The 23,841-nt window shown below is 63.1% G+C and carries 30 protein-coding genes; 12 read left to right on the forward strand and 18 right to left on the reverse strand.

The features are described 5' to 3' along the window. On the reverse strand, nucleotides 1-798 hold a 798-nt coding region (locus RUH75_RS17720), incomplete at its 3' end, for an acyltransferase family protein (protein WP_313808483.1). Nucleotides 799-863: 65 nt separating this feature from the next. Here RUH75_RS17720 and RUH75_RS17725 point away from each other — a divergent pair. Beyond that, entirely contained in the window at nucleotides 864-1,541 is a 678-nt protein-coding gene (locus RUH75_RS17725; protein WP_313808484.1) for an RNA pseudouridine synthase, read from the forward strand. A gap of 5 nt (nucleotides 1,542-1,546) precedes the next feature. After that, the gene (gene arfB, locus RUH75_RS17730) at nucleotides 1,547-1,972 is read left to right on the forward strand and encodes an alternative ribosome rescue aminoacyl-tRNA hydrolase ArfB (protein ID WP_313808485.1); all 426 of its coding nucleotides are present in this window, start codon (nucleotides 1,547-1,549) and stop codon (nucleotides 1,970-1,972) included. A 127-nt stretch (nucleotides 1,973-2,099) separates the two neighbouring features. On the opposite strand, the gene RUH75_RS17735 is transcribed toward arfB, so the two are convergent. From RUH75_RS17735 to RUH75_RS17755, 5 genes are read right to left on the reverse strand one after another with little or no spacing between them, the layout of a single operon-like run. Next, a complete protein-coding gene (locus RUH75_RS17735) occupies nucleotides 2,100-2,861 on the reverse strand; it encodes a metallophosphoesterase (protein WP_313808486.1) in 762 nt (253 codons plus the stop codon). A 44-nt stretch (nucleotides 2,862-2,905) separates the two neighbouring features. Beyond that, nucleotides 2,906-3,460: a dCTP deaminase gene (gene dcd / locus RUH75_RS17740; protein WP_150290250.1), complete on the reverse strand. Its 555-nt coding sequence runs from the start codon at nucleotides 3,458-3,460 to the stop codon at nucleotides 2,906-2,908. Between the two features lie 6 nt (nucleotides 3,461-3,466). Further along, entirely contained in the window at nucleotides 3,467-3,925 is a 459-nt protein-coding gene (locus RUH75_RS17745; RefSeq protein ID WP_313808487.1) for a cytidine deaminase, read from the reverse strand. Then, entirely contained in the window at nucleotides 3,922-4,572 is a 651-nt protein-coding gene (locus RUH75_RS17750) for a glycoside hydrolase family 25 protein (RefSeq protein ID WP_409592392.1), read from the reverse strand. Before RUH75_RS17750 ends, RUH75_RS17745 begins: the two co-directional genes overlap by 4 nt. A gap of 47 nt (nucleotides 4,573-4,619) precedes the next feature. Further along, nucleotides 4,620-5,102 (reverse strand): UPF0262 family protein, encoded by a 483-nt coding sequence (locus RUH75_RS17755; RefSeq protein ID WP_313808514.1) that lies wholly within the window; start codon nucleotides 5,100-5,102, stop codon nucleotides 4,620-4,622. 122 nt (nucleotides 5,103-5,224) lie between these two features. On the opposite strand from RUH75_RS17755, the gene RUH75_RS17760 reads away from it, so the two are divergent. Beyond that, nucleotides 5,225-6,706: a replicative DNA helicase gene (locus RUH75_RS17760; RefSeq protein ID WP_313808515.1), complete on the forward strand. Its 1,482-nt coding sequence runs from the start codon at nucleotides 5,225-5,227 to the stop codon at nucleotides 6,704-6,706. A 48-nt stretch (nucleotides 6,707-6,754) separates the two neighbouring features. On the opposite strand, the gene RUH75_RS17765 is transcribed toward RUH75_RS17760, so the two are convergent. The 8 genes from RUH75_RS17765 to RUH75_RS17800 all read right to left on the reverse strand — a co-directional run bounded on the left by RUH75_RS17765 (nucleotide 6,755) and on the right by RUH75_RS17800 (nucleotide 14,287). Next, nucleotides 6,755-7,147: an MAPEG family protein gene (locus RUH75_RS17765; RefSeq protein WP_313808488.1), complete on the reverse strand. Its 393-nt coding sequence runs from the start codon at nucleotides 7,145-7,147 to the stop codon at nucleotides 6,755-6,757. A gap of 182 nt (nucleotides 7,148-7,329) precedes the next feature. After that, on the reverse strand, nucleotides 7,330-8,121 hold the full coding sequence (locus RUH75_RS17770) for a phosphoadenylyl-sulfate reductase (RefSeq protein WP_313808489.1): 792 nt from the start codon (nucleotides 8,119-8,121) through the stop codon (nucleotides 7,330-7,332). Beyond that, the gene (locus RUH75_RS17775) at nucleotides 8,114-8,554 is read right to left on the reverse strand and encodes a DUF934 domain-containing protein (protein ID WP_313808490.1); all 441 of its coding nucleotides are present in this window, start codon (nucleotides 8,552-8,554) and stop codon (nucleotides 8,114-8,116) included. Before RUH75_RS17775 ends, RUH75_RS17770 begins: the two co-directional genes overlap by 8 nt. Beyond that, nucleotides 8,547-10,190 carry a nitrite/sulfite reductase gene (locus tag RUH75_RS17780; protein WP_313808491.1) on the reverse strand — a complete coding sequence of 548 codons (1,644 nt, stop codon included), beginning with the start codon at nucleotides 10,188-10,190 and terminating at the stop codon, nucleotides 8,547-8,549. The genes RUH75_RS17775 and RUH75_RS17780 overlap by 8 nt, the downstream gene beginning before the upstream one ends. Before the next feature lie 2 nt (nucleotides 10,191-10,192). Continuing rightward, nucleotides 10,193-10,489, reverse strand: coding sequence for a DUF2849 domain-containing protein (locus RUH75_RS17785; RefSeq protein WP_313808492.1), 297 nt, complete (start codon nucleotides 10,487-10,489; stop codon nucleotides 10,193-10,195). Further along, nucleotides 10,486-11,274 (reverse strand): uroporphyrinogen-III C-methyltransferase, encoded by a 789-nt coding sequence (gene cobA, locus RUH75_RS17790; RefSeq protein ID WP_313808493.1) that lies wholly within the window; start codon nucleotides 11,272-11,274, stop codon nucleotides 10,486-10,488. Before cobA ends, RUH75_RS17785 begins: the two co-directional genes overlap by 4 nt. 117 nt (nucleotides 11,275-11,391) lie before the next feature. Next, nucleotides 11,392-12,825, reverse strand: coding sequence for a succinylglutamate-semialdehyde dehydrogenase (gene astD / locus RUH75_RS17795; RefSeq protein ID WP_313808494.1), 1,434 nt, complete (start codon nucleotides 12,823-12,825; stop codon nucleotides 11,392-11,394). Between the two features lie 67 nt (nucleotides 12,826-12,892). Continuing rightward, a complete protein-coding gene (locus tag RUH75_RS17800) occupies nucleotides 12,893-14,287 on the reverse strand; it encodes a protein adenylyltransferase SelO (RefSeq protein WP_313808495.1) in 1,395 nt (464 codons plus the stop codon). Nucleotides 14,288-14,327: 40 nt separating this feature from the next. Here RUH75_RS17800 and RUH75_RS17805 point away from each other — a divergent pair, with 40 nt between their 5' ends. The 6 genes from RUH75_RS17805 (at nucleotide 14,328) to RUH75_RS17830 (ending at nucleotide 18,725) form a co-directional block, all read left to right on the forward strand. Further along, nucleotides 14,328-15,206: an alpha/beta hydrolase gene (locus RUH75_RS17805; RefSeq protein WP_313808496.1), complete on the forward strand. Its 879-nt coding sequence runs from the start codon at nucleotides 14,328-14,330 to the stop codon at nucleotides 15,204-15,206. Next, nucleotides 15,196-16,317: a glycosyltransferase gene (locus tag RUH75_RS17810; RefSeq protein WP_313808497.1), complete on the forward strand. Its 1,122-nt coding sequence runs from the start codon at nucleotides 15,196-15,198 to the stop codon at nucleotides 16,315-16,317. Before RUH75_RS17805 ends, RUH75_RS17810 begins: the two co-directional genes overlap by 11 nt. Before the next feature lie 94 nt (nucleotides 16,318-16,411). Then, nucleotides 16,412-17,815 (forward strand): nitronate monooxygenase, encoded by a 1,404-nt coding sequence (locus RUH75_RS17815; protein ID WP_313808516.1) that lies wholly within the window; start codon nucleotides 16,412-16,414, stop codon nucleotides 17,813-17,815. After that, nucleotides 17,815-18,027 (forward strand): DUF2093 domain-containing protein, encoded by a 213-nt coding sequence (locus RUH75_RS17820; RefSeq protein ID WP_313808498.1) that lies wholly within the window; start codon nucleotides 17,815-17,817, stop codon nucleotides 18,025-18,027. Before RUH75_RS17815 ends, RUH75_RS17820 begins: the two co-directional genes overlap by 1 nt. A gap of 93 nt (nucleotides 18,028-18,120) precedes the next feature. Next, nucleotides 18,121-18,324, forward strand: coding sequence for a hypothetical protein (locus tag RUH75_RS17825; protein WP_313808499.1), 204 nt, complete (start codon nucleotides 18,121-18,123; stop codon nucleotides 18,322-18,324). A 245-nt stretch (nucleotides 18,325-18,569) separates the two neighbouring features. Continuing rightward, nucleotides 18,570-18,725, forward strand: a complete 156-nt coding sequence (locus RUH75_RS17830; RefSeq protein WP_313808500.1) for a hypothetical protein — start codon at nucleotides 18,570-18,572, stop codon at nucleotides 18,723-18,725. Nucleotides 18,726-18,951: 226 nt separating this feature from the next. On the opposite strand, the gene RUH75_RS17835 is transcribed toward RUH75_RS17830, so the two are convergent. Next, a complete protein-coding gene (locus tag RUH75_RS17835) occupies nucleotides 18,952-19,698 on the reverse strand; it encodes a glutaminyl-peptide cyclotransferase (protein WP_313808501.1) in 747 nt (248 codons plus the stop codon). Then, nucleotides 19,695-20,432, reverse strand: coding sequence for a folate-binding protein (locus tag RUH75_RS17840; RefSeq protein ID WP_313808502.1), 738 nt, complete (start codon nucleotides 20,430-20,432; stop codon nucleotides 19,695-19,697). Before RUH75_RS17840 ends, RUH75_RS17835 begins: the two co-directional genes overlap by 4 nt. 61 nt (nucleotides 20,433-20,493) lie before the next feature. Here RUH75_RS17840 and RUH75_RS17845 point away from each other — a divergent pair, with 61 nt between their 5' ends. Then, nucleotides 20,494-21,819, forward strand: a complete 1,326-nt coding sequence (locus RUH75_RS17845; RefSeq protein WP_313808503.1) for a dihydroorotase — start codon at nucleotides 20,494-20,496, stop codon at nucleotides 21,817-21,819. On the opposite strand, the gene rarD is transcribed toward RUH75_RS17845, so the two are convergent. Both rarD and RUH75_RS17855 read right to left on the reverse strand, forming a co-directional pair. After that, on the reverse strand, nucleotides 21,771-22,685 hold the full coding sequence (gene rarD / locus RUH75_RS17850; RefSeq protein ID WP_409592393.1) for an EamA family transporter RarD: 915 nt from the start codon (nucleotides 22,683-22,685) through the stop codon (nucleotides 21,771-21,773). The two genes, RUH75_RS17845 and rarD, sit on opposite strands and share 49 nt — an antisense overlap. A 38-nt stretch (nucleotides 22,686-22,723) precedes the next feature. Then, nucleotides 22,724-22,945 carry a hypothetical protein gene (locus RUH75_RS17855; protein ID WP_313808518.1) on the reverse strand — a complete coding sequence of 74 codons (222 nt, stop codon included), beginning with the start codon at nucleotides 22,943-22,945 and terminating at the stop codon, nucleotides 22,724-22,726. Here RUH75_RS17855 and RUH75_RS17860 point away from each other — a divergent pair. Together RUH75_RS17860 and RUH75_RS17865 are read left to right on the forward strand one after the other, a co-directional pair. Continuing rightward, nucleotides 22,944-23,102: a hypothetical protein gene (locus RUH75_RS17860; RefSeq protein WP_313808520.1), complete on the forward strand. Its 159-nt coding sequence runs from the start codon at nucleotides 22,944-22,946 to the stop codon at nucleotides 23,100-23,102. The two genes, RUH75_RS17855 and RUH75_RS17860, sit on opposite strands and share 2 nt — an antisense overlap. Nucleotides 23,103-23,106: 4 nt before the next feature. Continuing rightward, complete coding sequence (locus RUH75_RS17865) at nucleotides 23,107-23,799, forward strand: hypothetical protein (protein ID WP_313808504.1); 693 nt, start codon at nucleotides 23,107-23,109, stop codon at nucleotides 23,797-23,799. Nucleotides 23,800-23,841: the final 42 nt, after the last annotated feature.

A 23,841-nucleotide genomic window follows, 5' to 3' on the forward strand; every position in this document is an offset into this window, starting at 1 on the left:
GGCCGCGATCCAACCGCCCATGGCAGCGACCCGCACCGAAAAGCGGAACAGCAGGAGGCAGGTCGCGACCGCCGATCCGATGGAGAGCAGCGGCCAGCCATAATCCGCCGCCTTCATATTGAGTGTCGGCAGCAATGCAGCCAGTCCGGCACAGGACAGCAGAACAAGCGGCACCATCATCCAGCTTCGCCAGGACACAAGTTGCCACGCCGCGCCGATCCAGAGCAGGATCAGCGCCATGGGCACGGTCAACATGCCAAGCGGTGACCAGCTGGTGAATTTCCCCACGCCATGCGCGACCAACAGGCAAGGCAGCATCAGCCATGCCCATCGCCGGTCGAGCGCATCGGGCCAGCGCGTCAACGCCATGTTGAACAGGATACGCGCCGTCATCAGGCAGGGCACGAACCAGAAAATGGTGAACGGCCCGCGCAGCCAGGAGCCGCCCAGCAGGATCGGCAGCACATCCTGCGGCCAGCTATGAAAGATCGGTCGTCCGCCCTTCAACGTTTCGATGATCTGGTCGACAATGATCAGCAGGATCAGGAACGCAGCATAGGGACGCATCTGCGAGGCAAGCTGACGCAGCGTGAACTGCGCCACCGGCTGCGGGCGGGACAACAGGCCCGACAGCAGAAAGAACAACGGCATGTGGAAGCTGTACATCGCATCGCGCAGCGCTCCGCGCGGCCAGACATGGCCTATGACGACGGCAATGATGCCGATGCCGCGCGCGACATCGATCCATTCCAGCCGGCCCCCGCCCTGCGGACGGGCTTCATGCCCCCTGTTCTCCATGAGCACGACGCCCTATAGGAAGCCGCACGCGCGTCAATCGCTCCCCTGAATTTACGGAACCGCCCTTGTCCCTGCTTAACGACCGAGTCCTGTTCATCGATGGCGAGGCCATCATCCTCGACAAGCCTGCCGGCCTGCCGGTCGATGCGCCGCGCGACGGATCGCTCTCCCTTGAAAACCACCTCTCGTCGCTGACTTTCGGCTTCCAGCGCTGGCCGTTGCCGGTGCATCGGCTGGACCGCGACACCAGCGGTTGCCTGGCTCTTGCCCGCAATCCCAAGGCGCACAAGCGCTTCTGCGCCGCCTTCGAAGCGGGAACGGTCGCCAAGCGCTATGTCGCCGTGGTGGACGGCGTTCCGGTGGAGGACAGCGGCACCATAGAACTGTCGCTCAAGAAGATCAGTACGCCTGCCCAGGGCTGGCGAATGATCCCCGCAAAGGCGGGCAAGGCGGCGCTTACCGAATGGCGCAAGATCGCGGAGAATAACGGCCGCGCGCTGATCGTCTTCACCCCGCGCACCGGCCGCACCCATCAGATCCGCACGCATGCGTTGCATGGTCTGGGCTTCGGCATCGCAGGCGATCCGGTCTATGGATCGGGTGACGGGCCGATGCTGCTCCACAGCCGCTTCCTCAGCATCCCACGCGGTGACAAGCCGCCGGCGGAAGCCACCGCGCCCCTTCCCGAAACGTTCGCGGCGGCCGGTTTTGGGCCTGAACTGCTCGAACAGGCGGGACTATAGCTCTCTTGCCGCGCATCCCCGTCACCCGATCGATCTCCATCGATGTGGACGAGTTGTCCGAGAGCTTCGTTCGGTCGACCGGCGCGGGTGGTCAGCATGTGAACACTACCGACAGCGCGGTGCAGCTGCGCTTCGATGTCGCGAACAGCCCCTCCTTGCCTGAGGCCGTGAAATACAGGCTGGCGGATATAGCGGGGCGACGGATGACCGCCGACGGCGTGTTGATCCTTCGTTCGGAGGGATCGCGGTCGCAGCTCATGAACCGGCAGGAGGTGCTGGCCCGGCTGATCGACCTGATCCGCGAAGCGACCATCGTTCCCAAGGCGCGCAAGGCGACCAGGCCCGGCAAGGCCGCCAAGGCCCGTCGGGTCGACGCGAAAAAGGCGCGCAGCTCGGTCAAGGCAGGGCGCGGCAAGGTGCGGTTCGATTAGCGTGATTTCGAGCCGGATGGCATCATCTGGCGGCTTGGAAATCACTGAAAACAAAGAATAGCCAGGGTCATTCCGGTTCAATCTGAACCGGAATGACTCCAGGCCGCGCGGGCTCTGCCGAACGATTTCAACCGGTTTGCAGAAACCATCGCCGGTCATTTTCAAGACCGATGGCCGTCAGCCGCCCGCTGTAAAAAGCCCCGGTGTCGATGCCGATCCGGTTGGGCTGGACGTCGACATCCTCGCTGATGCTGTGGCCATGGACGATCATCTTGCCGAAATGCTGGCGGTGTTTCAGGAAATCGCCTCTGATCCAACGCAGATCGGCAGGAATCTGCGCTTCCAGGGCAAGGCGTGGTCGCACTCCGGCATGCACGAACAGATAGTCGCCGACCGGTAGCATGTCGGGAAAGCCGTCCAGAAAATCGATATGATCGCGGGGAATATGGGCAAGCATCCATTGTGCCAGCGCCTTGTCATCCATGGCGGTGCTTTCATGGGGCGGGAGGCCATAGCTGGCCAGCGTCTCGATCCCGCCGAACCGCCTGAAGAAGTGCGCTGCCTGCGCATCGCCCCGCGCGGCGGCGATGAACATTTCTTCGTGATTGCCCTTGAGGAAGCGGACGTTTCCGCCCGCTCGGGCCAGTTCCATCGCCCGCTTGATCACCTGCGCCGATTGCGGCCCGCGATCCACCAGATCGCCCAATAGGACAAGCAGCCGGGGGAGGGGTGGGCGATCCGCCTCATCCTGCGTGATCTGGTCCAGCAGGGCGCCGAGCAGATCGTCGCGCCCGTGAATGTCTCCGATCGCATAGACACGCAAAGCTGCTCCCACGCTGGGCAGGGGCGCGTCCCTCAATGCTTTCCGGCGGCGGAAGGGCATCAGCATGGCGGGCAAGGCTCACACATCATGCCCGTCAGTGTCGCATGGGTTCAGAGGCGAGGCAATGTGACGCCCTGCTGACCCATATATTTGCCCGCACGGTCGGCATAGCTTGTCTCGCACGGTTCATTCCCTTTCAGGAACAGGAACTGGCAGGCACCTTCATTGGCGTAGATCTTGGCGGGCAGAGGCGTCGTGTTGGAAAATTCCAGCGTCACATGGCCTTCCCAGCCCGGTTCCAGCGGCGTGACGTTCACGATGATGCCGCACCGCGCATAGGTGGATTTGCCAAGGCAGATCACCAGCACGTCGCGCGGCACCCGGAAATATTCGACCGTCCGGGCCAGCGCGAAGCTGTTGGGCGGGATGATGCAGCAGTCTGTCTTGCGGTCGACGAAGCTGTTGGCGGCGAAATCCTTGGGGTCCACCACGGCGCTGTCGACATTGGTGAATATCTTGAATTCATCCGCCACCCGGGCGTCATAGCCGTAGGAGGACAAGCCATAGCTGATGCAGCCGTCGCGTCGCTGGCTCTCCACGAACGGTTCGATCATGCCGTGGGTCTGGGCCTGTTCGCGAATCCATTTATCCGACAATATCGACATGGCTGTTCAGTTCTTTCCTGGGGTGATGCCCAGATCCCTGGGACCAAAGGCATGAGGCAATAGTTCAGCGACGCGATGCTCGACCACGGCGTCACCTTCAGGCGCCGCGCAGTAAATGGCGAGCGTCCGTCCGGCCATCTGCTCGGCTTCGTTCATGATCTGGCGACACCGGCCGCAGGGGGTGACGATGGCGGTGCCGCTCACGGCACCATCCGCGCCGATCGCACCACCCACGACCGCGATCGCCTCGACATCCGTGAAGCGCCCCTGCGCATTGACCGCCGCCAGCGCCACCGTTTCGGCGCAGAGCGACAGGCCATAGCTCGCATTTTCAAAATTGCAGCCGGTCACGATCTGTCCATCGGTCAGACGCACTGCGGCACCGACGGCAAAGCGGCTATAGGGTGCATGGGCATGGGCCAGTGCCCGGCGAGCCGCCTCGATCAGCTTTTTCGTCGCATTCATTGGGGCATCGCATCCCATCTCACAGGACCCTCAATGCCGTCGATATGCCGCATATCGCTGGCTGTCCACATCACCCATTTGCGCTTTTCGCTATTGGGCGGGAAGAAATTGCGGTCCAGCCACAGCGTCCGGTTGATGCCAGAGGCAATGCCATATTGCGCGTCGAAATCGTCGCTGACATTCAGCACTACCGGCGTGCCGGAATGGCTTTCGATCAGGTTGATCAGCGTGTTCAACTCGGACAGCACCGCATCCTGCCCCGGCCGCGCCCGGCAGCCGGGCTCGAATGCCAGTCGGATCACAGGGGGCAAAGCGGCATTGTCGCGCGGCACCATCGTGATGAAGCCAGTCGCCTGATCGGAAGCCTTGGCGCACAGGCTGAAATCGAGCGAAGCGCCATAGCGCATTCCGGCCGCCCGGGCGCCCGCCCAATTGGCCTCGAAAGCAGGATCGCGGAACCGCCCGCCGCTGGCCGCGCGAATATAGGCGAAGTCGGCACCCTGAGCCGCCACCGTGCCCCATTCGATAACGCCGTTGTCGGACGACACCGACACCCCCTGGGTGGGAAACGCCTCCCGATCCGGCGCCCAATCGCCTGCATAGAGCCATGCGCCCAGAGCCAGCAGACCCAGAACGGCAAAAATCACGCCAAAACGGGCCAGCAACTGGCCGGCACTAATGATACGGATGCCCCTTACCCCTTGATGTGCAGGACGCAGATCAGCGTGAAAAGGCGCCGGGCCGTATCGAAGTCGACCTTGATCTTGCCCTCCAGCCGCTCGATCAGCATCTCGGCAGCGGCATTGTGGATGCCCCGCCGCGCCATGTCCACCGTTTCGATCTGTTGCGGCGACGCATTGCTGATCGCCTGATAATAGCTGTCGCAGATCGCGAAATAGTCCCGGATCGGTCGCCGGAACCGGCCCAGGCTCAGGATGATCGCCTCCAGCGGCGCGTCATTGTTCCGCCGGATCTCGACGACCAACCGGCCTTCCTCGACGCGCAGCAACACCTTGTAGGGGCCGGCATAACCGTCCTCATGGCTCCGCTGCGGTTCGAAGTGATTGTCTTCGAGCAGGTCGAAAATGGCGATGCGCCGTTCCTGCTCGACATCGGCATTGCGCCAGAGAATCGTCCGCTCGTCGAGCGTGATATCGATGATGCGCGGATCGGCCATGGAGGCTATGGTCAGTGCGGCCAAGGGCGGCGAAAAGCAAGGGGGACTCTTGTCCACAGCTTTTCCAAATGCTTTCAACGTTGAGCCTTGCGCTCGGCCCCGAGCGAAGCGATGAGGTGGCGATGGTCGAACTCGTGCAAATCAACGCTGCCGCGGAAGCAGGCATCACCGAACTCCCCCGCAATGTCGAGGCGGAGGCTGCTCTGCTGGGCGCGCTGATGATCGACAATCGCATCGCCGAAGACGTGCAGCTGAAGCTCAAGCCCGAGCATTTCTTCGAGCCGTTGCATGGACGCATCTATGAATCGGTGATGCGGCTGGTCGAACGCGACATGGTCGCGAACCCGGTGACGCTGAAGCCGATGCTGGAGCAGGACCCGGCCCTCAAGGACCTGGGCGGCGTCGGCTATCTGGCGCAGCTGACGGGCAATGGCGCGGCACTGCTGGGCGCGCGCGATTTCGCGACGCAGATCTACGATCTGGCGCTCTTACGGCAGCTTGTTCATGTCGGCCGGGAACTGGTTGAAAATGCTCTGGATACGAGCGAGGATGTCAATCCGCGCGAGCAGATCGAGCAGGCCGAAGTCGCGCTTTACAAAGTGTCGGAAGGGGAGGGCGAAACCGGATCGGTCAAGAGCTTCGCCACCGCCACCACCATGGCGGTGCAGGTGGCGGAGCGCGCGCTCAACAGCGGCGGTCATGTGTCGGGGATCACCACCGGCATCAACAGCCTCAATGAGAAAATCGGTGGCATGCACAATTCGGACTTGATGATCCTCGCGGGTCGTCCGGGCATGGGCAAGACCTCACTTGCCACCAATATCGCCTATAATGCGGCCTCCCGCTGGCTGCGCGACCATGCCGATGGCATCCCGCCCGAAAAGAACATGGGCGCCAAGACGGCCTTTTTCAGCCTTGAAATGTCCGCCGACCAGCTTGCCACCCGCGTTCTGGCCGAACAGTCCGGCATCAGCGGCGAAGCGCTGCGCATGGGCAAGATCAGCCGCGCCGACTTCCAGAACCTCTCCCGCGCGGCGCGGGAGTTGCAGGAGTTGCCGCTGTTCATCGACGACACGCCCGGTTTGACGATCGCGGCGCTTCGCACCCGCGCCCGCCGGTTGAAGCGTCGGCATGACATCGGCTTCGTCGTGGTCGATTATCTCCAGCTGCTCCAGGGTACCGGCAAGGGCGATAATCGCGTCAATGAAATATCCGAAATTTCCCGTGGTTTGAAGACCTTGGCGAAGGAACTTAACTGCCCGGTTCTGGCGCTCTCGCAGCTCAGCCGTGCTGTCGAACAGCGCGAGGACAAGCGGCCGCAGCTTTCCGACCTTCGTGAATCAGGCTCGATCGAGCAGGATGCGGACATGGTCTGGTTCGTGTTCCGCGAGGATTATTATGTTGCCGCCAAGGAGCCGGGGAACAAGGAAAGTTCCGAGCATCTTGAATGGGCGCAGGAAATGGAGCGCATTTATGGCCTGGCCGAGTTGATCGTGGCAAAACAGCGCCATGGTTCGACGGGCCGCATCCGCATGAAGTTCGATGCCAAGATCACGCGCTTCTCCGACCTGGCGGAAGGCAGCTATCTGGAAGATTACGAGTAGAATTCGCCTCTTTCTTCCCTCCCGCTTGCGGAACGGGAATGTGTTGAATTACCCCATAAAAGCCTGAAAAACCAACGCCAGCCCCACCATGCTCACCACATAAACCAACGTCCGCACCATCGGCACGCCCATTCCGTAAAGCGGCAGATAAACCGCCCGCGCCCCCAGCCACAGCCAGCCGCCCAGCGCCGTCATCCCGCTGGTCTTGCCCGCGATCACCACGCCCAACAGCACGATGATCGCAATCGGATAAGTCTCCAGAAAATTCGCCTGCGCCCGCACCAGCCGCCCGCCAACGGGATCAAGGGGCGGCAATTCCTCATCGCGCGCGCCCACATTCCATTTGGTGCCATATTGCCGGGTTTTGATATGCGCCGCCGCGAAGATGTGGACCAACAACAAGATGCAGCTCCACGCCAATATCTTGAGTTCGACGGGCATATTTCGCGCTCCTTTCAATCACCGGTTACCGGCGACCATATCGCGCTCGCAGCGCCCGCGCCATGATGGAGGCCGACATTGCAATCGTCAGAGGCGGGGGCAGATCCCGCCCGTCATGCGCCCGATCTGCCCCATCAAGGAGCGTTCGACTCGCCACGGGGCGCGGCGAGGGAAGGAAAGCATCAGAATACCGGCTGGTTCGCCGGATCGTCGGGATCGGCCGAAGGTACGGCGATCGGCGTTACCGGCGAGTGAAGCCCGCATTCCACCTTGTCCCACCCGCGCCAGCGCCCGGCGCGCGGGTCTTCGCCCGGCAGCACCTTGGACGTGCAGGGTTCGCAACCGATGGACAGATAACCCTGCGCTTCCAGCGGATGGCGCGGCAAATTCTCCGCCTCGAACCAGGCTTCCAGATCGGCCTTGGTCCAATCACCCAGAGGGTTGATCTTCAGCCGCCCATCCTCGATCTCAAAGCGGGGCAGGTTCTGCCGCGTCACCGACTGGAACGCCTTTCGCCCGGAAATCCAGGCGTCCAGGCCCTCTTTCGCGCGGTGCATCGGCTCGACCTTGCGGATTTCGCAGCAGCCATCGGGATCATAGGACCAGCGCAGGCCCGTCTCGTCCTTCTTCGCCAACACGTCCGCATGGGGCACCACGGCCCGGCTGTCGGTAAAGCCCAGCGTGCTGATCAGCGTTTCGCGATAGTCCAGCGTCTCCGCGAACATCTTGAGCGTATCGACGAAGATCACCGGAATGGTCTTGTCCGCCTTTGCCACCAGATCGAGCAGCACCGCGCTTTCCGTGCCGAAGGACGACACGACCGCGACATTCCCCGCCAGTCCCTCGGCAAAGACGGTCTTGAGCATCGACAGCGTGTCGACGCCTTTGAAACGCGCGTTGAGCGCGTCCGCATCGGCCTGGGTAAAGGCGGGGCGGGCGTCGATCACATCGAGCTGGCGGGCAGGTTCAGCCATTCACAATCTCCGGGTGCCGTTTCGCCCAGACGGGCTGGCGGTCATCGACCGTCTTTTGATAGACGTCGGCATAACGATTGAGCGCGCGCTCCACGGCGGCATCGTCCAGCGCCCTGTCGGGCCGGAACGTATCGAAACCGCAACGGCGCATCGCGACCAACTGGTCCACCAGCACATCGCCCACGGCGCGCAGTTCGCCCCGATATCCCGCCTCGCGCAAAATCCGCGCTGCTGAATAGCCGCGCCCGTCGCCATAAGCGGGGAAGTTCACCTCCACCAGCGACAGGCGGTCGAGATAGGGCAGCAATTCGCGCGCATCCTCGCCCGCCTCGATCCGTACGGCGGTCGAGTTGGACTGGCCGGTGAAGGATTCGACTGTCACGGCCGGTTCTTGGCCCGCTTCCCCTTCGCGGAAAGACAGGAACTCAACCATAGATCGCCTCCTTGAAGGGCTTCATGCCAAGACGGCGATAGGTGTCGAGGAAGCGTTCGCCTTCCTCCCGCTGTGCGAGGTAAAGGTCCGTCACCTTCTCGATGGCGTCCACCACGCCGTCCTCGGAGAAGCCGGGGCCGGTGATCTGGCCGACGGCCGCATCCTCCGCGCCCGATCCGCCGAGCGACAGCTGGAAATTCTCGACGCCCTTCCGGTCCACGCCCAGCACGCCGATATGGCCCGCATGGTGATGGCCGCAGGCGTTGATGCAGCCGGAGATCTTCACCTTCAGCTCGCCCAGGTCCTTCTGCCGCTCCGCCGAAGCAAAGCGCTCCGACAGCTTCTGCGCCAGCGGGATCGATCGCGCATTGGCAAGGCTGCAATAATCGAGGCCGGGGCAGGCGATGATGTCGGTGATGAGGTCCAGATTGGCCTCGGCCAGCCCCGCCGCTTCCAGCTTCTGCCAGATGGCGTAGAGGTCCGCCTTTTTCACATGCGGCAGGACGAGGTTCTGCGCATGGGTCACGCGCAGTTCGTCGAACGAATAGGTTTCGGCAAGGTCCGCCGCCAGTTCGATCTGCTCCGCCGAAGCATCACCCGGAATGCCGCCGCGCGGCTTCAGGCTGATGTTGACGATGGCATAGCCCGGCTGCTTGTGCGCGGCGACCTGACGGTCCACCCACAGCGCAAAGGCCGGATCGGAGCGGTCAATTTCATCGCTCAGGCCCTGCTCATAAGCCGGGTTCGCGAAAAAGGGCCGGATGCGATCCAGTTCCTCGGTCGGCGGGTTGAGGCCGAGTTGCTTCATATGCGCATACTCCTCCTCGACCTGGCGCTTATATTCCTCGACGCCGAGTTCGTGGACGAGGATCTTGATCCGCGCCTTGTACTTATTGTCGCGGCGGCCATAGCGGTTATAAACGCGCAGGCAGGCCTCGAGATAAGGGATGATCTCATCTTCGGGCACGAAGTCCTTGATTTGCGGCGCAACCATGGGGGTACGGCCCATGCCGCCACCGGCATAGACTTCCGCACCGATTTCCTTTCCGTTCGGGCCATCCTGCGACACCAGTTTCAGGCCAATGTCATGCAGGCGCATGGCTGAGCGGTCGTCCTCGCTGGCGATCACCGCGATCTTGAACTTGCGCGGCAGATAGGTGAACTCCGGGTGGAAGGTCGACCACTGGCGCAGCAGTTCTGCCCAGGGACGCGGATCGGCCACTTCATCGGCCGAAACGCCCGCATATTGATCCGATGAGATGTTCCGGATGCAATTGCCGCTGGTCTGGATGGCATGCATCTCGACCGTTGCCAGCTCGGCCAGAATCTCCGGCGCATCGGCCAGCTTGATCCAGTTGTACTGGAGATTCTGGCGCGTGGTGAAGTGGCCATAGCCCTTGTCATATTTCGCCGCGATCTCGCCCAGCTTGCGCATCTGCTTGCCCGACAGCGTGCCATAGGGAATGGCGACGCGCAGCATATAGGCGTGGAGCTGGAGATAGAGGCCGTTCATCAGCCGCAGCGGCTTGAACTGATCCTCCGTCAGTTGACCGGCCAGGCGGCGCTGGGTCTGGTCGCGGAACTCCTCGACGCGGGCGTCGACGATGGACTGGTCGTAGCTGTCGTAACGATACATGGTCAGATCACCCAGTTGCCGGCATCGGCGTCATTCGGTTTCAGCGTCAGGTCGGGCCGCACGGTCGGCCCCAGCGCGCGGATGCGGTCCTTGATATGGGCCGGACGCACGCCTTCCTCATCGACGGTCGCATCGATCACATAGGCGCCGACGACCCGCAACGCGGCTTCCTCGGCCCGCGCCAGCTCATCGCCCTTGTCAGCCACATCGACCGAGTCGCCCACAAGGCGCGACCAGCCATCGCCCGCCCACCAGATCACGTCCCCGGTGCTGAGGTCATTGCCGGTCAAAATCTTCACGAAAGCATCTCCGCCCCATTGTTCCATTGCGCGGGCAAACCTGCCAGCACATCCTGCGCCAGCGCATAGGCCGCAACCTCCCCGACCACAATCAGGGCCGGGCTTTTCACTTTTTCCCGCTCCACCATGTCGCCCAGATCGGCAAGCAAGGTGCGCAAGGTCCGCATGTCGGCGCGCGTGCCATTTTCCAGCACCGCCACCGGAATGGCCGGCGACACGCCATCAGCGATCAGCTTGTCGGCAATGTCCGCCGCCGTCGCCACGCCCATATAGATAACGAGCGTCCGGCCCGCGCCCGCCAGACCCGACCAGTCCTGATCGGTCAGCCCCTTGCACTGGCCCGCCACGAAGGTCACGGCGCTCGCCGCGTCGCGATGGGTGAGGGGCAGTTGCGCCTGCGATGCGCAGCCGATAGCCGCGCTGATCCCCGGCACGATCTCGACGGGGACGCCCGCCGCGCGGCAGGCCTCCATTTCCTCGCCACCCCGTCCGAAAATGAAGGGGTCGCCGCCCTTCAGGCGCACGACCTTTCGTCCGGCCAGTGCAAGATCGACCAGCAGGGCGTTAATACCCTCCTGCGGCATGGAATGACGGCTGCGCTGTTTGGCGACCGAAATCAGTTCGGCCTCCGGCGGGGCGAGCGCCAATATCTCTGCTGAAACCAGCCCGTCATGCACGATCACCTGCGCAGAGCCGATCAGGCGCGCCGCGCGCAGCGTCAGCAGTTCCGGATCGCCCGGACCCGCGCCGACAAGGGTGACAGTGGCAGGTGCAGTTTCAGCCATGTTGGCCAAATGGCGAAAGCGGCCAGGGGTTTCAATTCAGAATGCTTTGTCCGGCGCGTAGGAAAATTTGGGGTGTCAATTTATGCGCGCCATTTCGGCTCGGAAACGCGTGACGCTTCAATCCCCCATCGCGCTTGTATCAATATCCTTCAAGCCCACGCCGATCGAAGCACGAGGCTGCTCGATCTCCACCGAAACCACCGGATAGGCGCAATAATCCGCCGCATAATAAGCGCTCGGACGGTGGTTCCCAGAAATCCCCACTCCGCCAAAGGGCGCGGAGGAAGAGGCCCCATTGGTCGGCCGGTTCCAGTTGACGATCCCCGCCCGGATATTCGCCCAGAACTGGTTATATTGCTCGGGCGCGCCGCCGATCAGCGCCGCCGACAGGCCAAAGCGCGTATTGTTCGCTTCCCATATCGCGGATTCGAAGTCCGGCACCCGGATGACCTGCAACAAAGGCCCGAACAACTCGATATCCGGCCGTTCCGCCATGGCGGTCACGTCGATGATCGCGGGCGTCAGGAAAGGCAGGTCCCTGGATGTGCGGACCATGTGCTTGATCGGCTTGCCGCCATGGCTCATCAGGTAAAGGAAGCTCTCGGTCAGCTGATCCGCCGCCAGATTGTCGATCACCGGCCCCATATAGGGCGCGGGGTCCGCGTGAGGATGGTCGATGATCAGCCGGTCGGCCAGCTTCTTGACCTCCGCGATGAGTGCGTCGGCCAAATCCTCCTTGACGATCAGCCGGCTTGCCGCCGTGCAGCGCTGCCCGCTCGACAGGAAGGCCGATTGCACGATCAGCACCGCCGCGCTGGCTATGTCCGCGGTATCCCAGGCGACGATGGGATTGTTTCCGCCCATTTCGAGCGCCAGGATCTTGCCCGGATTGGTCGCGAACTGACGGTTGATGGCGATCCCGGTCTGGGCCGATCCGGTGAACAGAATGCCGCTCACATCGGGATGCGCGGCCAGGGCCTTGCCCTCATCGGGTCCGCCCAGCACCAGCCGCACCGCATCCTCCGGCACGCCCGCTTCATGATAGAAGCGCACCAGCATCTCACCCACGGCGGGCGTCTTTTCGGAGGGCTTGAAGACCACCGCATTGCCTGCCAGCAGGGCAGGGACGATATGCCCATTGGGCAGATGCGCCGGGAAATTATACGGCCCCAGCACCGCCATCACGCCATGGGGCTTGTGCCGCACCGACTGGCGCGCGCCCATGGCCGCTTCCAGCCGCCGCTGCCCGGTGCGCTCGGAAAAGGCGGCGACGGAAATGTCGACCTTGTTCATCACCGCCGTCACTTCGGTGCGCGCATCCCAGAGCGGCTTGCCGGTTTCTCGCGCGATCAGGTCGGCCAGCGCCTCCTCATTGGCGCGCACGACATTGACGAAGCGGCGGAGCGTCTCGATGCGATAAGCGATGGGTTGCGCCGCCCATCTGGGCCAGGCGGTGCGGGCGCGGGCGACTTCCGCCTCGACGTCGCTGGCAGTCCCCTGCCACAAGAGAGTACCAGTGGCGGGTTCTATCGAAGTCAGCGCGGCGGACATCGCACCGATATGGCGGATAATTGGGCGTTAGGGAAGGGCCTCCCTCTCGCCCCAGGGAGAGGGGGAACTATGGCACATCCGGCGCATCGCCCAGTGCGTCCCCCATGCGGCGGATCGCGGCGACCTTGGCATGCAGCGGTGCCCAATCGTCAGTTTTGTCGATAGCGCTCCAGATCGCCTCCACCTCATCAATATGCATGGAGCAGGGCGTCGCATCCGTCCAATAGGCATGATCCTTCGGTCCGCTGGGCTCCGATCCGGCAATAGCTTCGCGGAAAGCGGCCCATTCCTCCCCGGCATAGGACGCGCCTTCACGCGGATCGCCGCCCCGCCAGTCCTGGAAGAAGCGATCAATGGGCCTCTCGCTCGCGATCATCCCGCGCACCGCCGCCTCGATCATGGCGGCAGCATGCTCATTCTGCACCACGCCCAAGCGCCAGCAGAAGCGCCGGATCATCGCCTCTCCGTAAAGCGCCGGAAAGCGTTCCAACTGCTCGATCAGCGGTTCCGCCTCCACCAGGGCGCGCAGCGACACCGCCAGTTGCGCCACATCCCAATGAATTGCCTCCGCCTGTCGTCCAAAGGCATAAAGTCCCGCATGATCGAAATAAGCGGCGGTAAAGCCGGGCTGCCAAAGCGGCGTAAACCGCCACGGCCCATAATCGAAGCTCTCGCCCGTCACATTGATATTGTCGCTGTTGAGCACGCCATGGACAAAGCCCGCGACCATATAGCTCGCCGCCAGATCGGCCGTCCGCTCGACCACGCGGCCCAGCAATTGAGCGGGCGGGTTGTCGCCCGGCGTCTCGCCGTACAGCTTCGTCAGCGCATAGTCGGTCAGGCGCTCCAGCAAGCCCTTGTCATCGAAATATGCTGCCCGCTGGAACGACCCGATGCGAATATGCGAATGGCTGAGCCGCACCATCGCCGCGCTACGGGTGGGGGAGGGCTCGTCGTTCCGCTCCAGCGCTTCGCCCGTCTCGATGATGGAAAAGGTCTTGGACGTGTTGACGCCCAGGGCCTCTAGCATCTCTGTTGCCAGAATCTCCCGCACTCCGCCTTTCAACGTCAGCCGCCCGTCCCCGAACCGGCTATAGGGCGTCTGACCCGATCCCTTGGTGCCAAGGTCCAGCAACCGCCCGGCCCCATCCCGCAGTTGCGCGAACAGGAACCCCCGGCCGTCGCCTATATCGGGATTATACTGCCGGAACTGATGCCCATGGTAACGCAGCGCCATCGGTTCGGGCAGTGAGCCCTCCAGCGGCGCGAACCGCCCGAAATGGGCCACCCATTCCTCATCGCTCAGCCCGCCAAGTCCCACGGTCGGCGCCCAGCGATCATTCCGGAAGCGCAGGATCGTCTGCGGAAAGGCCGCCGCCGCGACGGGATCGGCAAAATCGGGTTGCAGGGCAGCGATTTCATTTGCCGGGCAATATTTGGCGGGTTGCAGGGGTGAGCGCATGCGACGATATGGGGGAGGCAGGCCGGAAGGATCAAGCAGCTTGAGCAATTACAGCGACGGATACTGGTGGTCCCCTGACGGGCTGAGACTCCATTATCGCGACTATGCCGGGGGAGAGGATGGCCGTCCCCCGCTGCTTTGCCTGCCGGGTCTGACCCGCAATGCCCGGGATTTCGAGCCATTGGCCAACCGCCTCGCCGGTCACTGGCGCCTCATCTGTCCGGACATGCGTGGGCGCGCCGAAAGCGCGCAGGCGAAGGACCCGATGACCTATGTTCCGCTGACCTATTTGCAGGACATCAGCCGCCTGTTGGCCGACCTTGCCATCACCCGCTTCATCGCCATCGGCACTTCGTTGGGTGGTCTTGTCACCATGCTGATCGCCGCCACCCATCGCGAATGGCTGGCTGGCGCGTTGCTCAACGATGTGGGCCCGACGCTGGAGGCGGCAGGTCTTGCCCGCATCCGCACTCATGTCGGCATCGGCCAGTCGCATCCCAGCTGGGTGCACGCTGCCCGCGCGCTGGAGGAATCGAACCGCGATATCTATCCCGGCTATGGCCTGGACCAATGGCTCGCCATGGCGAAGCGGCTCTATCGCCTGAACAGCGCGGGCCGGATCGTGCTGGATTATGACATGCGCATCGCCGAACCGCTGCGCGTCGCCAGCGATGAAGCCGGAGTGGACATGTGGCCGGTGATGCAGGCCTTTCGCTGCATTCCAACGCTGTTGCTGCGGGGGGAGCGCTCCGACCTGTTGTCCGCTGCCACCGCAGACCGCATGCGTCAGGAAATCGGCGCCGACGCGGAACTGGTGACTGTCACCAATGTCGGTCACGCACCTGTCCTTGATGAACCGGAATCCGCCGCCGCAATTGACCGGTTGCTTGCAAGGGTCCTGGATATCGATGCGTCCTGAGCCGCCCCGGCTGCTGCACGTCCACGGCAGTTTCTCGCTGGGCGGCAAGGAAGCGCGCGCCGTTCGGCTGATGAATCTCTGGGGTGATCGCGCCCATCACAGCATCGTCAGCGCCGCGCCACATCTGATGAGCGCCCGCGACGCGATCGATCCGGCCATATCCGTCGATTTCCCCGAATCGCCCCCGCTTGCGGGCAGGCCGAGCCTGAAGCGCTTCAAGGCCATCGCCCGCTTCCTGTCGGGATATGACCTCATCCTCAGCTATAATTGGGGTGCGATGGACGCGGTGATGGCGCATCGCATCCATGGCGGGCCCCCTCTGATCCACCATGAGGATGGCTTCAACGCCGATGAAGCCGGTGGTTTGAAGCCTCAGCGGAATCTCTATCGCCGCCTGGCGCTGCACGGCGCGCATGGGCTGGTGATCCCATCGATCAGCCTCGACAGCATCGCCCGCAAGGTCTGGCGTCAGCCCGCGGCCAAGGTCCACCTGATCCGCAACGGCATCGACACCGCCCGCTATGCCCAGCCGCCCGCGGCCGGGGCGCTTCCCTTGCTTCATCATGCGTCGGGCAAGCTGTTGGTCGGCACGCTCGCGGGCTTGCGTGCGGTGAAGAATATCCCGCGCCTCGTCCGCGCCGTCGCGCCGCACCGCGACCGCCTGCGACTGGTGGTGGTCGGCGAAGGCCCGCAGCGCGAGGCCATCATGGCCGAAGCCCGATCCCACGGCCTTGATGACATCTGCATGGCCGGGTTCATGAGCGAGCCGTGGCGGTTCATGGGTCTGTTCGACATTTTCGCCCTGTCCTCCGACAGCGAGCAATTTCCGATCTCGCTGGTGGAGGCCATGGCGGCCGGCCTTCCTGTCGTTTCCACCGATGTCGGCGACGTCACCCATATGGTCGCGCCCGAAAACCGGCCCTTCGTCGTTGCCGACGAGGCGGGCCTGAGCGGAGCCCTTGCCGCTCTTGCCGATGATGCGGATCTGCGCGGGCGCCTTGGCGAAGCGAACCGCCTGCGCGCAAGGCGCGATTTCACCGAAGAGGCCATGGTCGCCGCCTATGCGGCGCTCTATGGTCAGGCACTATCCAGCCCCCGTATTTTGCGGTAGGGGCCGCCTGAAAATTCGCCCAATATCAGCAAAGCTGCTATAGGGCGTCGCTTAAGTGGTCGGCGGCCACGGGATTTTGCGCTGGGAGATTGCGTTGTTCAAGGGGTTGAAGCCCATCATCTACGGTGGCCGCGAAGTGTGGCCGCTGGTCGAGGGCGGCAAGGGCGTAGCTGTTTCCAACCATGCCAGTTCCGGCGCATGGGCAGCGGCCGGGGGCATCGGTACGGTGTCGGCGGTCAACGCGGACAGCTATGACAGCTTCGGCAATGTCATTCCGCAAATCTACCATGGCCGCACCCGCCGCGACCGCCATGAGGAATTGATCGCCTATGCCATTGACGGGGCCGTCGAGCAGGTGAAGCGCGCCTTCGAGATCGCCGGCGGGAAGGGCGCGATCAACATCAACGTGCTGTGGGAAATGGGCGGCGCCCAGCGCGTGCTCCATGGCGTGCTGGAAAAGACCAAGGGCATGGTCGCGGGCGTCACCTGCGGCGCGGGCATGCCCTACAAGCTTTCGGAAATCGCCGCTTCCTACGGTGTCAGCTACCTCCCCATCGTGTCTTCCGGTCGTGCTTTCCGGGCGCTGTGGAAGCGCGCCTATTCCAAGGCGTCGGAATGGCTGGCGGCGGTGGTCTATGAAGACCCTTGGCTCGCCGGTGGTCATAACGGCCTCTCTAATGCCGAGGACCCCAAGGTGCCGCAGGACCCCTATCCGCGGGTGAAGGCGCTGCGCGACACCATGCGCGAAGGCGGCATTTCCGATGACGTGCCCATCGTCATGGCAGGCGGCGTCTGGCATCTGAAGGACTGGAACGACTGGATCGACAATCCGGAACTGGGGGCGATCATGTTCCAGTTCGGCACCCGTCCGTTGCTGACGCAGGAAAGCCCGATCCCGCAGCTGTGGAAAGAGCGGCTGATGCAGTTGGAGCCTGGCGACGTGCTGCTGCACCGTTTCTCGCCCACCGGTTTCTACAGCTCGGCGGTCCGCAATCCCTTCCTGCGCCAGCTCGAGGCCCGTTCGGAACGCCAGATCCCGTTCAGCACCGAGCAGGCGGGCGATCATACGCATCAGCTTGATGCGGGCGTGAAGGGCAAGAATTTCTGGGTGACGCGGGGCGACCTGCTGCGCGCGCGCGAATGGGTCGGGCAGGGCTTCACCTCTGCGCTCAAGACGCCGGACAACACGCTGGTCTTCGTCACTGAAGAGGAAAAGGCCGAAATCCGCAAGGATCAGACGGACTGCATGGGTTGCCTCAGCCAGTGCGCCTTTTCGAGCTGGATGGACAGCGAGACCAACTCGACCGGCCGTCTCGCCGATCCGCGCAGCTTCTGCATCCAGAAGTCGTTGCAGGAGGCGGTCCATGGCGGTGACCTCGACAAGAATCTGCTGTTCGCGGGCCATGGCGCCTATAAGTTCAAGCAGGACCCCTTCTATTCGAACGGGTTCGTGCCGACCGTGAAGCAGCTGGTCGATCGCATTTTGACCGGCGACTGATGGCGGATATTCAGGGACTGGCGGTGCTGCATTATGACACGCCGCATTTCGACATCGTGCGCCCGGGGCAGTTCGTGCTTTGTGCCGTTTCGGGCGCGCGGATCGAGCTGGATGACCTCAAATATTGGAGCGCGGAGTTTCAGGAAGCCTATCGGGGGCCGGAAGAGGCGACCCAAAGCTTTTTGAAGCATCGTGGCAGCGGTTTCCGCTAAACCGTTGATTTACCTTCATGCGGTGCGCGTTCGGGCAAGCGGTATTTTTTGCCTGCGCTTACCGATGGAAATTCAAGGCGCGCGTTTTTCGACATGGCGCTGTTTCGCGTCCGTTCGCCGCAATTCTCCTATTCCTTTGCCTTCACTGATGGTTTATCCTTCTTGAACGAAGCGACGAAGATCGCTCGAGTGAGGAAGGATGTAGTGATGTCGCGTATCGACATTTTCGGCGATCGGGTCTGTGTGGTGACAAGCCTGCTCATCATGGGCTGGTTCATCTATAATGTAGCCTTCTGACAGGCATCCCATGCTGTTGCCTTGCGACGGTTTCGTTCCGTTCCTGACCGGCGGTAAAGTTCCGGTCCAGCCGCTTCAAGCAAAGCTATCTTTCCTCTTTCTACAATAAGAGTAGATATATGCGCGAGCGCCATGCTCCGCGGCTTTTGAAGGATGTCAGCTTGCTCCGCGTCACCAACGGCTAAAGCGCACGGTACTGAAGCGACGACGCAAGGTTTCGTGTTCCTCCTAGTCAGGAGAAGACGATGACCCAGAATGCCACCCATATCCGCCGGCAACGCCGCTTTGGCGCCAGCCCGCAAATCCACATTCCGCACTCCTCCTGGACTCGTCCGGAACGCGCGCCCGAAAGCACCGCGCCGGTGAAGCCGGAAGAGTTTTGGAGCCGACTGGGACTCTGAGGAAGTGTTCGAGCACCTTCGTCGCCATAGGGATTGGGTGACATAGGTGACACGATGGAGGTGCGCAAAGGCGCCGGTTCATCGGCTTCCTGTTTTGCGGTTCACGGTTGAAAGAGCCGCTGTCGGCATAGCGTTGGCGGGGGGCTGTAGGACAGGGGAAAATCGGGACGCGGCCGCGGGGCGAGGGAAATGGCAGGCCGCGAATGGCCAATTTCAACAGCCATGTTCATTTCCCGACCCTGATCTCGAACAATTTCGCCCAGTTCTTCCCCGTCACGAACAGGCGGTCCGCCTTGGCGTCATAGGCGATGCCATTGGCTACCGCCTCGCTGTCCTTCGCGCCGCTGGCCTTGAGCAGCGGCGCGATATCGAGCCAATCGATGACCGCGCCCGTATGCGGATCGATCCGGGCGATATGGTTGTCGTACCAGATATTTGCCCAGATCTCGCCCTTCACGAATTCCAGTTCGTTGAGCCGGTCCACCGGACGGCCATTCCAGGTCACGGTGATCCGCCGTTCTTCGGTCAAGGTGTCGGGGTTCAGGAACCGCAATTGGGCGGTGCCGTCGCTCATGATGATGTTGCGGCCATCCTGCGTCAGGCCCCAGCCTTCGCCCTCATAACGAAAATCGGAAACCGGCGTGAAATCACTGAGTTTCCAGATAAATCCCCGGCGATGCCGCCAAGTCAGGCTGATCAGGCGATCCTTCCAGTTGACGATCCCCTCGCCGAAATAGGGCTGGGGAATGATCCGGCGGCTGAGGACCTTGCCGTTTTTGAGGTCGACCTTTCGAATGTCCGACCGGCCTTCCAGCCCGGTGCTTTCGAACAGCGCGCCGCCGTGGAAAAAGAGCCCCTCGGTAAAGGCGGCGGGATCATGCGGGTAGCTTCGGACCAGTTGCCACTGCGTTTCCGCCTGCGCGGGAGCGATCAGCAGCCACGCCCCCAGCAGCGCAACGAATGCGCGCATCATTCGGCGGCCTGCTCCGCGATCGCGCTGGCCAGCCAGCCGGGCAGGGCGGCGGGGTCGATATCCTCCACCCGCCGCAATTCGATCGATAAACCCAGATCGGGCAGCATGGCTTTCTGGCGTTTCTCATCCGCCTCAGCGAGCGGCACGGCGATCAGGCGGCGGTTTACCTTGTTGCGATAATGCATGCGGGCGGTGTTTTCCTGTCCGACATAGCAGCCCTTGTCATAATCGACGCCGCCCAGTTCCCCGGCATTGGTTTCCAGCCACAAAAGTTGGTCCTGCCCCAATTCGCCCGCGCCCTCGAATACGCCCAGCGCCAGCCGATGCGCCCGGAACGCTGCCGAGGCGTCTCCCGCATCGGGGGGCGCGACCCAGCGATGTCCCAATGCGGGCAGGCGTGGATCGTGGGGCTGATCCTCCGCCGCCAGCGCCCAATGCACGGCCAGCGCCTCTTCCCGCGCAATCACGACCTTGCGCCGCAACCGGTAGAGCGTCAGCCGTTTGGTCAGGGCGTCGGCCTGGTTCCGCTCGCAATCGATCAGCGCATCTTCGCCATCAGCCCACAGGATGACGTCGAACAGCACCTTGCCCTGAGGCGTCAACAGCGCGGTCCAGCGCGGCTCGCCCGGCTTCAATGTCAGGACGTCGCGGGTCAGCAGGCCTTGCAAAAAGATTTTCGCCTCCTCGCCGGAAATTCTGAGGAGCGCGCGGTCGGTTAGGGTGGTGCCGGTCATCGGCTTTAGGTAGGACAATCGACAATCATATCCAAGCCCATCCAAAGCAGGCGACATCATCATGACCTTCGACCTCCTTCTCAAGAACGGCACCGTCCACACTCCCGGCGGCGCGGAAAGCGTGGATGTGGGCGTGCGCGGCGGCAGGATCGTCGCCATCGGCACGTCGCTGGGCGATGCCGGCGAAGTGATCGATTGCACCGGGCTGGACGTGCTGCCCGGCTGCATCGACAGTCAGGTCCATTTCCGCGAACCGGGGCTGGAGCATAAGGAAGACCTTGAATCAGGGAGCCGCGCGGCGGTGCTGGGCGGCGTTACCGCCGTCTTCGAAATGCCGAACACCAATCCCAACACCGACACCGCCGACCGCGTGCAGGACAAGTTGAAGCGCGCCCATCATCGCATGTGGTGCGACCATGCCTTCTATGTCGGCGCCACCGCCGACAATGCCGGGCAATTGAAGGAACTGGAGCGGATTCCCGGCACGTCGGGCGTCAAGATATTCATGGGCGCCTCGACCGGCAGCCTGTTGGTGGACGATGACGACGCCCTGTCGCGCGTCCTGGCCAGCGGCACCCGCCGCGTCGCCATCCATGCGGAGGACGAGACGCGGATGAACGCCCGCAAGGACCTGCGGGTGGAGGGCGATCCGTCGTCCCATCCCGTCTGGCGCGATGATGAAAGCGCGATGATCGCCACCAAGCGCATCATCGATCTGGCGCGCAAGGCGCGCCGCCGCATCCACATCCTGCATGTGACCACGCCCGCCGAACTCGAATATATCGCGCAGCACAAGGATATCGCCACCTGCGAGGTCACGCCCCAACATCTGACCCTGGCGGCGGAGGACGCCTATCCGCGTCTTGGCAGCCATGCGCAGATGAACCCGCCGATCCGCTCTGCCGCGCATCGCGACGGCCTGTGGCATTGGTTGAATCAGGGCGTTCCCGATGTATTGGGCAGCGACCATGCCCCGCACACGATCGAGGAAAAGGCCAAGCCTTATCCCGCGTCGCCCAGCGGCATGCCGGGCGTCCAGACGCTGGTGCCGTTGCTGCTCAACCATGTGGCGGAAGGCCGCCTGTCGCTGCGCCGCTTCATCGAACTGACCTCCTCCGGCCCGCAGCGCGTCTTCGGCCTGGTGGGCAAGGGCCGGATCGCGCTCGGCTATGACGCCGATTTCACCGTGGTCGATCTGAAGAAGCGCTGGACCGTGGGCAGCGACTGGCTCGCCTCGCGCTGCAACTGGTCGCCTTTCGAGGGGATGGACCTCACCGGCAAGGCGGTCGGCACCATCATTCGCGGTCATCGCGTGATGTGGGAAGATGCGCTGGCCAATCAGGCGGTGGGCGAACCCGTTCGTTTCGAAGCGACGCAGTTCGCCTGAACGATCGCCAGACGATTGCGGCGGGCGGCGGCAAGGCTGTCCGCCGCAAACAGGACCAGCCCGCCCCAGATCAGCGCGAAGCTGACCATCTGCCCTTGATTGAGCTTCTCGCCGAACAGCAGCATGCCGCACAGGAACTGGAGCGTCGGCGCCAGATATTGCAGCAAGCCCAGCGTTGCCATGGGCAAGCTTTGGGCGGCGGAGGCGAACAGCACCAGCGGCACGGTCGTCACCGCGCCGGATATGATGAGCAGCGCGGTCGTGGGTACATCCTGACCGAAGCTGATACCACCGTGCGTCGACAGCCAGATCAGATAGGCCATGGCCGGGAGCGCCAGCAGGACCGTCTCGACGCCCAGCCCCATCATCGGTGCTACCGGGGTCATCTTGCGGATCAGCCCATAGAAAGCGAAGCTGAGCGCCAATGTGACGCTGATCCACAGCGTGGTCAGCGCGGTCGCCGCCATGATGGCGACGCCCAGCGCGGCGATCCCGATCGCCAGGGCCTGTCCGCGCCTCAGCCTTTCGTGCAGCAGCAGCACGCCCAGCCCGACATTGACCAGCGGATTGAGGAAATAGCCAAGGCTGGCGGCGATGACATGGCCGGCATTCACCGCCCAGACATAAGTCAGCCAGTTCACGGCGATCATCAGCGCGGACCCGGCGAGCGGCAACAGCAGCCGGCGATCACGCACGATCTCGAACAGGGCGGGAAGGCCTTTCCGCGCCAGCAACAGGGTGATGATCAACAGCAGCGACCAGAGGATGCGCTGGGTAACGATTTCCACAGAGTTCACATGATGCAGCAGCCTGAAAAAGATCGGCAGCAAACCCCAGGCGCCATAAGCTGTGACCGCGGCAAGCAGGCCCGCACGGAAGGCCTGCTCGGATGAGGGGGGAAGGTTCAGAGGATGCCTCCCCCAAGGAATAGCCGCAACGCGCCGAACGCCGCCACGAACAGGCAGAAATTGCGCCCGCCATTTCTGGACGAGAACATGCCGACGAACGCGCCGAACAGCGCCATCGGCACCAGCAGCCAGTTGAGCGCCCCCAATAAGGGAAACACCGCCGGGATCATGAGGATCAGGGTGACAAGCCCGATCAAGGCTGACAGGATATTGAGCATGGTCGCGCAGATGGCGTTTCGGCGCTGCGGCGGCAAGGCAGGATTCGATGCCAGTTGGAAGATAATGGCCCGGCAAAAGACAAAAATTCCGGGATTCACCAAAATCCCTAACGGAAAATTAACCTCTGCTCTTCATCCCTTGTTTACGAAGGAGTGAAGTCATGGCGCCTGTTCGATCTTTCTGTGTTCTCGCGCTGCTGATCGTGCTGCCGCTGGGCGGTTGCGGCAGGAAGAAGGGCGATGACCTGAACGCGCTGGATGCGCAACTGACCAATAATGCCGTCGATGCCCTGGCCGGCCAGATCGTGGTCGATCCCCGGCTCGCCGGACATCGGACCGCGAAGCTGCCGGTGCTGAAGGGGGCTGCCGCCAAGGCGTTGGCGGATTCCGTGAAGCTGGCGGGTGGCTCGCTGCTTGCAACGCCCGCGCCGTCGCAGGGAGAGGCGCAGGAATCCGCCTCCACGCTTGCCGCCGTTGCGAGCGAGCAACACAAGCCCGGTGGAAATGTCTTCTGCCGGAAGCAACTCGCCTATGGCGCGCAATGGGCGAGCCGGCTGCCCGAACCCTTCACCGTCTATCCCGGCGCCCAGCTGACGGAAGCGGCCGGGGTGGAAAAGGACGGATGCACTCTGCGCGCCGCGACATTCGTGACGCCGGTGCCGCGCCAGAGCGTGATGGATTTCTATTATACCCAGGCCCGCCGCGCCGGTTTCGATGCCGAGCATGAGGTGATGGGGAGCGATCATGTGTTGGGTGGCTCGCGCAAGGATGACGGGAGCGCTTTCTTCCTGCTGTTCAGCGAGGCGCCCGGGGGCAAGACCAGCGTGGATGTGATCGCGGACAACGGGCGATAGCTGCCGCTTTATCTTTCCTGCGTGGAGCGCGGGGAGGATTTG

The organism is Sphingobium sp., from assembly GCF_032153725.1.
In the GTDB taxonomy this organism is placed as follows: domain Bacteria; phylum Pseudomonadota; class Alphaproteobacteria; order Sphingomonadales; family Sphingomonadaceae; genus Sphingobium.